Annotated in this window: 1 pseudogene; it reads right to left on the reverse strand. The window is 68.7% G+C overall.

Going from position 1 to position 12,276, the window contains the following annotated elements:
* Positions 1-12,276: pseudogene (locus tag A5730_RS24010) on the reverse strand (amino acid adenylation domain-containing protein); the annotation flags it as partial.

A 12,276-nucleotide genomic window follows, 5' to 3' on the forward strand; every position in this document is an offset into this window, starting at 1 on the left:
CCCAACACCGCCCGATGACCCCACCCATCCAGCCGGTCCCGCTCACCCTCCTCGAGCACATCAATCGCCGACAACCTCATGCCCGGATCAGCGGTCATCGCCACCAACACCCGCCGCAACCGCTCCACCAACCCCACAACGGTCTCCGGGTCGAACACGTCGGTGCGGAACTCCACCGCCCCCGAAATCCCGCCCGGCTCACCGGCATCGGTGTAACGCTCGGCCAGGTTGAACGTCAGATCCATCCGCGCGGTCCGGGTGTCGACCGGCAACTGGGTCACCTGCAGGTCGCCCAAGGTCAACGCGGCCTCGCCCGCCACGTTCTGCCAGGCCAACATCACCTGCACCAGCGGATGATGCGCCAACGACCGCACCGGATTGAGCCGCTCCACCAACACCTCGAAGGGCACGTCTTGATGGTCGTAGGCGGCCAGGCTGCGCCGACGCACCTGGCTCAGCAGCTCGCTGACGGTGGGATCACCCGTCACGTCCACCCGCAGCACCAACGTATTGACGAAGAATCCGACCAGCCCATCCAGGGCGGAGTCGCGCCGCCCGGCGATCGGAAAGCCCACGAGCACATCGGAACTCGCGCTCACCCGGGACAGCAGCACCGCCAACGCGGCCTGGACCACCATGAAACTCGTCGTGCCGCACTCGCGCGCCACGGCGCGCACCCGCTGCTGCAGCTCCGCGGGCCAATCCACCGCCACCGTGTCCCCGCACTGATCGGCCACCGCCGGATACGGCCGATCCGTCGGCAACTCCACGCGTTCGGGAATCCCGGCCAGCGCATCCTGCCAAAACGCCAACTGGCGGGCGATCGGGCTGCCGCCGTCCGCGAGGTCACCCAGTTGCGCCCGCTGCCACAGCGTGTAATCCGCGTACTGCACCGGCAAATCAGCCCAATCGGGGGCGCATCCGGCGCACCGGCTGGCGTAGGCCACATTCAGATCACTGACGAGCGGAGCGATCGACCACCCGTCCGCGGCGATGTGATGCACCGCGCCCACGAGCACATGGTCGTTGTCGGCGATGCGGAACAGCGTGGCCCGGAACGGGATCTCGGTTTGCAGGTCGAACACGTGGTGCGCCGTGGTATCGACGGCCTCGTCGATCAGGGCCGGCGGCCACCTGCCGGCATCGACGACCTGCAGGACAGCCTCGTCGCGCTCAGCCGGCAATACCCGCTGGAACGGCACGCCGTCCAGGTCGGGGAACACGGTGCGCAGGGTTTCATGACGGGCGATGACATCGTCGACCGCGGCGCTCAGCGCGTCGATGTCCAGCTCGCCATTCAGGCGCAAGGCCACGGCCAGGTTGTAAACCGCTGAGGGGCCTTGCAATTGGTCGAGGAACCACAGCCGGCTCTGGGCGAACGACAACGGAATGACCTGGGGCCGCTGGGCGGCCGCCAGGGGCCGCGGGCGTTCGCCATCACCACCGATGTGGGCCGCCAGCTGGGCGACGGTTGGCGCGTCGAACAAGGTGTGCATCGACACGTCGGCGGCCAGGCCGGCGTTGATCGCCGCGATCACGCGCATCGCGGAGACGGAGTCGCCGCCGAGGTCGAAGAAGGAGTCGTCGATCCCGACCCGCTCGAGTCCGAGCACCTGCGCGTAGATGCCGGCCAGGATGTCCTGGTTGGGATCACTGGGAGCGCGGTATCGCTCACCATTGGTGTATTCCGGCGCCGGTAGGGCGCGGGTGTCGAGCTTGCCGTTGACCGTCAGCGGCAGCGCCTGCAACACGACGATGGCCGCGGGGACCATGTAGCCGGGCAGCCGGCCGGCCAGCGCAGCGCGGGCGGCGGCGGGGTCCACCGTGCCGGGCGTCGTCTCGGTGAGGTAGCCGACGAGCCTTCTGTCACCCGGCCGATCCTCGCGAGCGATCACCGCGGCCTGCGCGACGCCGTCGAGTTCGCTTAGCGCGGTGCGGATTTCGCCGAGTTCGATGCGATATCCGCGGATCTTCACTTGATCGTCGGCCCGCCCGAGGTAGTCGAGTTGCCCGTCGGGGCGCCAGCGCACCAGGTCCCCCGTGCGATACATGCGGGTTCCGGGCGGCCCGAACGGGCACGCGACAAACCGTGACGCAGTCAGGCCGGCCCGGCGCCAGTAACCCACCCCCACACCGCGTCCCGCGATGTACAGCTCTCCGACCACCTTGGGCATCACCGGGCGCAGCAACTCGTCGAGGACGAAGAACGCGGCTCCCGCGATCGGTGATCCAATGGGCGGTGCCCCCGAGCCCGGCGCCAGCGGCAGGCTCTTCGATGCCCACATCGTGGTTTCGGTCGGGCCGTAGACGTTGACCATGACGCGCCCGGGCGCCCAGGTGTCCACCAGCGCCGGAGGACATGCTTCGGCGCCGATGACCAATGCCGCGCGTCCCAGTCCGTCGGGTGACAGGCCGCTGACCGCGGACGGGGTCTGGGTCAGCACGCTCACCTGTTCTTCCACCAACAGGGCGTGGAAGTCTTCCGGTGAGCGGGCCACCGACTCGGGTACCACCACCAGTCGTCCACCGAACAGCAGCGCGGCCCAGATCTCCCACACCGAGAAGTCGAACGCGTACGAATGAAACTGCGTCCACACCTGGTCGGGGGTCAGGGCGATCCCGGTCTCGAGCGAATCGAACAACTGCGTGACGTTGTGGTGGGTGACGGCAACGCCTTTCGGCACACCGGTGGTTCCGGAGGTGTAGACCAGGTGGGCCATGTCGTCGGGTGAGGGGGGCGGCGGCGCGGTGACGCGCTGGGCCTCGATTCGATGGTCGGCGATATCGATGACGGTCACACCGCAGCCGTCCAGCCGCGACCTCAGCTCAACCGTCGTCAGGACGGCAATCGGGGTGGCATCGGCGAGCATGAACTCGATGCGGGCCCGAGGATGCATCGGGTCGATCGGCAGATACGCCGCGCCGGTCTTGAGCACCGCCAAGATCGCCGCAATGGCCTCGGCGCACCGGGGAAAGAGCAGGGCCACCCGCACACCCGGGCGCGCACCGTGGTCAATCAGCAGGTGCGCCAGTCGATTAGCGGCCTCGTCGAGCTCCCGATAGGTCATCGAGCGGCCCTCGAAGGTCACCGCCACGGCGTCCGGGGCCCGCGACACCTGCTCGGAGAAAAGTGCCGGAATCGACGCCCGCTTCGCGGGCTGGGTCAACACCGCGCGGTTGCTCCACTCGTCCAGGCGCGCGTGCTCGGACTCGTTGAGCAAGTCGATGGACAACAACCGGCGGGTTGGGTTGGTGGTCAAGTCATCCCCCTAGATCAGTGGTCATGGCCACCAACACCCGCTGGAAGCGTTCGATCAATGACTCGATGCTCTCGGCGTCGAATACCTGGCTGTCGTATTCGACCCGGAGAACCAATTCGCGGTCGGGCCGGGCCTGCATCGTCAGCGGGTAGTGGCTGGATTCGATGCCGGTGAATTCGGTGATGGCCAAGCCGTTGCTGTGGGACAGTGCCGTGGCGTCGATCGGGTAGTTCTCGAACACGAACAACGTGTCGAACAGCTGGTCGAGGCCCGTGATGCGGTGAATCTCCTTGAGCGCCAAATGCTCATGGTCGATGGTTTGCTTGTGCGCGGTGTGCAATTGGCCGAGCAGGTCGGCGACGGTGGTGTCCGGGGTGATGGTCGCGCGCACCGGAACGGTGTTGATCATCAGGCCCACCATGGTTTCGGCGCCGACCACATCGGTCGGCCGTCCGGAGACGGCGGCGCCGAAGACGACGTCGCGCCGGCCGGTCATCGACATCAACACCTGTGCCCATGCGCCCTGCAGCACCGTGTTGACCGTCGTGTGGCAGGACCGCGCCAGCTCGTTGACGGCCAGGGTAATGGCCTCCGGGACCCGGGCCGAGGCGGCCTCCCGGGCGCCCAGCGCCGGACGGCCCGGAGGTCCGACCAGCGTGGGCGTGTGGAAGCCGGCGAGCACCTCGCGCCAGGCCGCTTCCGCGGCGTCGAGGTCACGCTCGGCCAGCCAATTGACGAACCGGCGATACGACACGGCCGCCGGTAGCCGCTGGCCGTAGTAACTGGCGAAGATCTCTTGTAGCAGAACGGGTAACGACCAGCCATCGAGCACGATGTGGTGGTTGGTCAATACGACGCGGTAGGTTTCCGGTCCCGTGCGGATCAGGGCGGCGCGGAAAGCGGGCGAGCCCTTGAGATCGCACACCGCCGCGCGTTCGTCGCTGCAGATGCGCCGCAGCTGCCCGTCCACGTCGCCCTCGAGTTCGAGGTATTGCCAGGGTGTTTGGGGCTCGGCCGGGATGAGTTGGACTGGCTCGTCGAAGCGAGTGCAGAATCGCGCGGCCAGATTGGGGTGACGGTGGACGACGGCATCCACCGCGCCGCGGAGGCGATCGGGGTCGAGCGGACCGGAGACGGAGATGTCGAGCTGCATCGAGTACAGGTCGCCGTCGCTGTTCTGGGCCGCCGCGTGGAACAGCAAGCCTTGCTGAAGCGGAGTGAGCGGCAAGATGTCGGCGATCGGGAATTGCCGCTGCAATTCGTCGATCTGGGGCTGGGTGAGACGCGCGGGGATGATGTCGGATGGGGTGATGCCGCCGCCGCCGCGCTGGACATGGGCGCAGATGCCGGTCAGCGCGTCGAACCACAACTGACTGAGCCGCTCGACTTGCTGGCGATCCAGTGCTGAACGCGCCCAGGCCCATTCGGCGTGCAGGCGCGGTCCGGCGCCCGTGTCGACCGCGCCCGCGTTGAGCTCCAGGGTGTGGGCGAGCGGCATCGGCACCGCAGTGGCGGACGTGGTGATGTCCAGGCCGTCTTGGCTGACTCGCCAGAGTTCGCCGGGCGCCTCGGATCCGTCCAGCCGACCGAAGTAGTTGAAGCCGATCGGCGGGTCGGACTCGGGGAGCGCGATGTCGGCGTTGAGGTAACGCAGCAGACCGTAGGTCAGGCCCTCGGGGACGGCGCGAAGCTGCTCCTTGGCGCGCTTGACGAACGCGCCGACTGCCGCGTCACCGGTGAGCAGCTGCGCCCAGCGCGGCCCGTCGACCGGCAGGGGCACCGGGTATTTGGTGGTGAACCAGCCCACGGTGCGGGACAGGTCGACATCGGCGGCGAGATCTTCGTAGCGGCCATGGCTCTCGATGTCGATCGCGATCGATGCGTCCCCGTCAGGACCCGAGAACTCCCGCCACGCCAACCCGAACGCGATCAGCAGGATTTCTTGGATGCCGATATGGAATGCCGCGGTAACCTCACCGAGCAGTAGCCGGGTGGTGTCGGCGTCCAGCGTTGCCGTCAGGTGTCCGGCGCTGGCGTAGGTGTCGATCTGTGGCACCGGTCCCGGCAGGGGGGCCCGGGTGACCGCGACCTGTCGCCAGGCCTCGGCCTGGTTGACCACCGCGGGCCGGCGGGCGTGCTCGGCCAGTAGCGCGGCCCACCGTTGGAAGGAAGTCCCGCCTGCCGGCAGCGTGATCGGCCGACCGCTGCGCCGCTGCGCCCAGGCGACGTTGATGTCTTCCAACAGAATTCGCCAGGACACCGCGTCGACGGCAAGATGATGGACCATCAACACCAGCTGTCCGGTGTCGGCCACCCACAGCGCGCTGAGCATCACGCCGGCCGCGGGGTTTAGTCGCGACCGCGCGCTCGCCACCGCTTCGTCGGTCACCTCGTCGACGGCCAGCAGGCACGCGCCGGCGTCGACCGAGCCCCCCTCGGACACCGTCAACGACCACTCACCGGTGTCGACATCGTCAGCGCGCAGCCGCAACATCGCGTGGCGGTCGAGCAGGGCTTGCAGGAGCGCGACCACGTCCGCTTGGGTGGCGCCCGGGGGCGCCAGTAGCACCATCGTCTGGTTGAACTGGTCGATGGGGCCGTCGATCTCGTGCAGCCAGTGCATGATCGGGGTCGGCGTGACAGGGCCGATACCCTCGTCGACCACATCGCCCGGCCCGCCGGTGATGTGGGCGACGCGTGCGAGCCGCGCCACGGTCTGCTCGACGAAGATGTCTCGCGGCCGGCACATCACACCGGCTGCCCGGGCGCGGGCGACCACTTGCATCGACGAGATGCTGTCTCCGCCAAGGTCAAAGAAGGAATCGTCCACGCCGACGCGGTCGAGGCGGAGGACCTGGGCGTAGATGCCGGCCAGGATTTCCTCGATGGCGTCGGTCGGGGCGCGGTACTGGTCGCCCGCCTGGTAGTCGGGAGCGGGCAGGGCGCGGGTGTCGAGCTTCCCGTTGATGGTGGTGGGCAGCGCATCGAGGACCACGACCGCGGCGGGCACCATGTAACCGGGCAACCGTTCGGTGAGCGCGGCGCGCACGTCGGCGGGTTCAGCGGTGCCGGTGACGTAGGCGACCAGCCGCTTGTCGCCGGGATGGTCTTCGCGGGCGATGACCGCGGCGCGCTCGATGCCCTCGAGTTCGGTTAGCGCGGCGTGGATTTCACCGAGCTCGATGCGATGGCCACGAATTTTCACCTGTTCGTCGGCGCGCCCGAGGTAGTGCAGCTGCCCGTCGGGCCGCCAGCGGACCAGGTCACCGGTGCGATACATGCGCGCCCCTCGGCCACCGAACGGGCAGGCCACGAATCGCGACGCCGTCAGCCCCGCCCGCCGCAGATACCCGACGCCGACGCCGTGACCGGCGACATACAGTTCACCGACGACGCCCGGCGGCACCTGGCGCAACGACTCGTCGAGGACGAACAGCGCCGCCCCCGGGACCGGTGCGCCGATGGGCACCGCGCCCAAACCGGCCGTCAGCGGCGCGCTGATCGCGACGCACATCGTCGTCTCCGTCGGGCCGTAGGCGTTGATCATCAACCGCCCGGGCGCCCATTGGTCGACCACTTCGGCGGGGCACGCCTCACCGACCACCACCAACGCCGTCGATTCCAGCCGCTCCGGCGACAATAGTTCGACGGCGGAAGGGGTTTGCGTCAGCACGTCGGCTTGTTCGGCGGCCAGCAGGTCCTCGAAGTCCGTCGGCGACGTGGTCACGTCCTCGGTCACCACGACGACCCGGCCGCCGCGTAGCAGCGGACCGAAGATCTCCCACACCGAGACGTCGAAGGCCAGGGAATGACATTGCGGCCAGACACCCGTGCTCGGCAGACCGCCATCCAGCGACCCCAGTAGCTGAGTGACGTTGTGGTGGCTGATGGCAACGCATTTCGGAACCCCGGTGGTCCCCGACGTGTAGATGAGGTATGCGAGGTTGTCGGGGGCGGGCCCGGCAAGCGGTGTGTCGGGGTGCGAGCCGATTGCGTCCTCGCTGAGGACAATGGTCGCAAGGTCGTGCCCGTCGAACCGCGAACGCAGACCGGCGGCGGTGATCGCGGCGATCGGCGCGGCGTCGGCGAGCATGAATTCCAGCCGGGCCGCGGGCAGCGCCGGATCGATCGGCAGATATGCCGCCCCGGTCTTGAGCACCGCCAGGATTGCGATGATGGCCTCGGGCGAACGGGAAAACAGCAGCGCGACGCATTCGCCGGGAGCGGAGCCATGTCCGGTGAGCAAGTGCGCCAACCGGTTTGAGGCCGCGTCCAGTTCCCCGTAGGTCCAGGTGCGCGTCCCGTCGCTGATCGCCGCCGCGTCGGGGTTGCGGCACACATGGGTGGCGAACAACGCCGGGATCGACACCGGCGGCGGCGCGGGCCGGTCCAACACCGCCCGGTTGCACGCCCTGTCAAGGCGGTCGCGCTCCCCTGAGTCCAACAGATCGATCGACGACAACCGCAGCTGCGGCTCGTTGGTCATCGCCACCAGCACCCGCTCGAACCGCTCGACGAGCCGGGCGATTGTGCCCGCGTCGAACACGTCGGTGCGGAACTCCACCGTGCCCCGAATCCCGTCGGGCACACCGTCCTCGGTCCAACGCTCGGCCAGCGAGAACGTCAAATCCATTCGGGCGGTGTGGGTGCCGATCGGCACCTGGGTGACCTGCAGATCGCCCAGCGCCAGCCCGGCGACCGGGTCGCTCGCGTGGCCCGGCAGGTTCTGCCACGCCAACGCCACTTGGGCGAGCGGGTGGTGGCTGAGCGATCGGGTGGGGTTGAGCCGCTCGACGAGCACCTCGAACGGCACGTCTTGGTGCTCGAAGGCGAGCAGACTGCGCCGACGCACCTGGGCCAGCAAGTCGGCAACGGTCGGATCTCCGGCCACGTCCACCCGCAGGACCAAGGTGTTGACGAAGAAGCCCACCAGCTCATCGAGCCCCGGGTCGCCGCGGCCGGCGACCGGGAAGGCCACCGCGACATCGGAAGTCGCGCCGAGCCGCGACAGTAGCACCGCCAAAGCGGCCTGAACGACCATGAAACTCGTCGCGTTGTATCCGCGGGCCACCTCACGTATGCGCCGCTGCAGATCGGCCGGCCAGTCCACGGTCACGCTGGCGCCGCAGTGGTCGGCCACCGAGGGATACGGTCGGTCGGTGGGTAGCTCCAGGCGCTCGGGCATGCCGGCCAGGGCTTCTTCCCAATATTTCAGTTGCGCGGCGATCCGGCTATGGGGGTCGTCCAGCGCGCCGAACGTCGACCGTTGCCACAACGTGTAATCCACGTATTGCACGGGCAGTGGCGGCCAATCCGGGGCCAGCCCGTGCCGGCGCGCCCGATAGGCCTCGTTGAGATCGCGGACGAACGGCGCCAGCGACCAGCCGTCGAAGGCGATGTGGTGGACGACACCGACCAGCACGTGCTCGTCGTCACCGACCCGAAACAGCTTTGCCCGCAGCGGAATCTCGGTCTCCAGGCCGAACGGGTGATGCGCCGCTTCGTCGATGGCCTCATCGAGTCTGGCGGGCGGCCACGCGGCGGCGTCGATGACCTCCCAACCGATATCCGCCCGGTCGGGGGGGACGACGAGTTGCTGGGGCAGTCCATCGGGGGCGGGATACGCCGTGCGCAGGCTTTCATGACGGGCCACCACGTCCGCCAGGGAGGCCGCCAGCGATTCGGGATCAAGGGCGCCGCGCAGCCTCAGCGCGACCTTCATGTGGTAAACGCCTGAGGGGCCTTGCAACTGGTCGAGAATCCAGAGCCGGTTCTGGGCGAACGAGAGCGGGATCGCGGCGGGCCGCTCGCATGCCACCAACGGACTGCGTGGGCTCGACTCGGCGTTGAGGCGGGGCGCCAACTGCGCGATGGTGGGCGCGTCGAACAGCTGGTGCACAACGAGGTCCGTGCCCAGCGCGGCGTTGATCGCGGGGATGAGGCGCATCGCGGACAGCGAATCGCCGCCGAGGTCGAAGAAGGAGTCGTCGATGCCGACCCGGTCGAGGCCAAGGGTCTGGGCGTAGACGGTGGCGAGCAGGTCCTCGACGGCGGTGGTGGGCGAGCGGTAGTCGTCGGCGCTGGTGTAGTCGGGTGGGGGCAGGGCGCGGGTGTCGAGTTTGCCGTTGACGGTCAGGGGCAGCGCCCGCAGCACCACGATCGCCGCGGGCACCATGTGTCCGGGCAGCCGCTCGGTGAGTGCCGACCGCGCCGCGGCGGGATCGACCGTGCCGGCGGCACTTTCGACGATGTAGCCGACGAGGCGCTTGTCGCCGGGGCGGTCTTCGCGGGTGACGACGGCGGCGTGCTCGACCCCGTCGAGTGCGGTCAGGGCGGCCTGGATCTCACTGAGTTCGATGCGGTATCCGCGGATCTTGACCTGTTCGTCGGCCCGGCCGAGGTAGTCGAGTTGGCCGTCGGGGCGCCAGCGGACCAGGTCACCGGTGCGATACATCCGGGTTCCCGGCGGCCCGAACGGGCTGGCTACGAAGCGGGAGGCGGTCAACGAGGCCCGGTGCCAATACCCCATCCCGACGCCGCGACCGGCCACATAGAGCTCGCCGACCACTCCGGGCGGGACGGGGCGCAGCCAGTCGTCCAGGACGGACAATCCCGCGGTCGACACCGGGGCGCCGATCGGCACGGTCCCCAAACCCGTTGTCAACGGCGCGCTTAGCGTCGCGTAGACCGTGACCTCGGTGGGACCGTAGGCGTTGATCAGCACGCGCCCGGCTGCCCACCGGTCCACCAACTCGGCGGGGCAGGCCTCGCCGCCGAGCAGCAGTGCCACCGACTCCAAGCCGTGCTGGGGAAGTGCCGCGGCGGCCGACGGCGTCTGGGTCAGCACGTTGACGCCTTCGGCGACGAGCAGGGCGTGGAAGTCCTTGGGTGAGGTCACCACCTCCTCGGGCACCACGACGAGGCGCCCGCCGCCGAGCAGCGCGGCCCAGATTTCCCAGACGGAGAAGTCGAATGCGTACGAGTGACATTGCGTCCACACCTGGTCCGCGGGCAGATGCGCCGACGCCGACTCCACCAGATGGGCGAGGTTGCGGTGTGTGATCGCAACGCCTTTGGGCACTCCCGTGGTGCCCGAGGTGTAGATGAGGTAGGCGACATCGTCCGGCGAGGGGGTTGGCGGCTCGGGCCCGCGTTGAGCCGTCGTGCGGTCGTCGGTGATGTCGATGACGGCCAATGCCCGTCCCGCCAACCGTGGCCGCAGCGCGGTGGTGGTAATCGCGACCGCCGGCGCGGCGTCACTCAGCATGAAGGCGATTCGCTCGTCGGGCAGCGCCGGGTCGATCGCGAGGTACGCCGCACCCGCCTTCAATACCGCGAGCATCGCGATGACTGCTTCCGCGGAGCGCTCCAGCAACAGCGCCACACACCCACCGGGCCCGGCACCGCAGCTAGATATCAGACGGGCCAGCTGATCCGAGGCCTCGTCGACCTCCCGATACGTCAGGGCCCGGCCCGCGTCGCGGATGGCGATCGCCTGCGGGGACCGGGCCGCGTGGCCGGCGAACAGTTCCGGGATCGACAGCGGTGTCGGCGCCGCCTCGCCCAGGGCAGTCCGGTTGCCCATCGCATCGAGGCGGGTACGCTCGTCGGCGCCGAGCACGTCGATCGCCGACAATCGGAGCTGAGGGTCGGCGGCCATCGCCGACATGATCCGCTGCAGCCGATTGACCAGTGTATCAATGCTTTCCGCGTCGAACACGTCCGTGTCGTATTCGATGCGGAAGCCGAGCTCGGTACCCGGTGTGGCCTGCATCGTCAACGGGTAGTGGTTGGATTCGTGGCCGGTGAACCCGGCAACGGTCAACCCGTCGACGTTCAGCATTGCGGCGGGGTCGACGGGGTAGTTCTCGTAGACGAATAGGGTGTCGAACAGTTGGTCGTGGCCGGTGGCGCGGTGAATCTCGTTGAGCGCCAGGTGTTGATGGTCGAGGGTGTGGTTGTGGGCGCTGTGCAGTTGCGCGAGCAGGCCGGCGGTGGTGGTGGCCGGGGTGATGGTGGCCCGCACCGGCACGGTGTTGATCATCAGGCCGACGATCGTTTCGGCGCCGGCCACCTCCGTGGGCCGTCCCGACACCGCGGTGCCGAACACGACGTCGCGCTGGCCGGTCATGCCCATCAGCAGCTGCGCCCAGGCGGCCTGCAGCACGGTGTTGACCGTGGTGTGATTCGCACGCGCCAGTTCGCTTACGGATTGCGTGATTTCGGCGGATAGCCGATTCGATGAGACGGCCCGCGGCCCCAGAGCCAACCGGTTCGACGGGCCGACCAGGGTCGGGGCGTCGAGGCCGGCGAGGGCCTGGCACCAGGCGGCGCGGGCGGCGTCGAGGTCCCGCTGGGCCAGCCAGGTGACGAACCGGCGATATGGCGTCGGGGCGGGCAGCGGCCGGCCCTGATAGGCGGCGAAGATCTCTTGCAGCAGAATCGGCAGTGACCAGCCGTCGAGCACGATGTGATGGAACGTCAACAGGATTCGGTGCCGGTCCTCGGCGGTGCGGATCAACGCCACCCGGAAGACCGGCTCCTCGGCGAGCTCGCACACGCTCGCCCGTTCGGCGGCGCTGACGCGCTGGATCGGCTCGCCGGAGTCGAGGGTTTCGTATCGCCAGGCCGCCGAGGGGTTGGCCAAGACGATCTGCACCGGCTGGTCGAATCGTGAGCAGAACCGGGCGGCCAGGTTGGGGTGGCGCCTGACGACGGTCTGCACGGCGTCGTGCAGTCGCACGGGGTCGAGGGGCCCGTCGACGGTGATGTCGAGTTGCATCGCATACAGGTCACCGAGCCCGTGAGCGGTGCGCGTGTGAAAGAGCAATCCCTCCTGGAGCGGGGTGAGCGGCAGGATGTCGGCGAGCTCGTATTGCTGTTGTAGTTGGTCGATTTGGTCCTGGGTGAGTTGGGCGGGGGTGATGTCGGAGGGGGTTAGGCCGCCGCCACCGTGTCGGACGTGGTTCGAGATTGCGGTCAGGGCGTCGAACCAGAGTTGGCTGAGCCGGCCGAT

This window comes from Mycobacterium sp. ACS4054, from assembly GCF_001667275.1.
In the GTDB taxonomy this organism is placed as follows: domain Bacteria; phylum Actinomycetota; class Actinomycetes; order Mycobacteriales; family Mycobacteriaceae; genus Mycobacterium.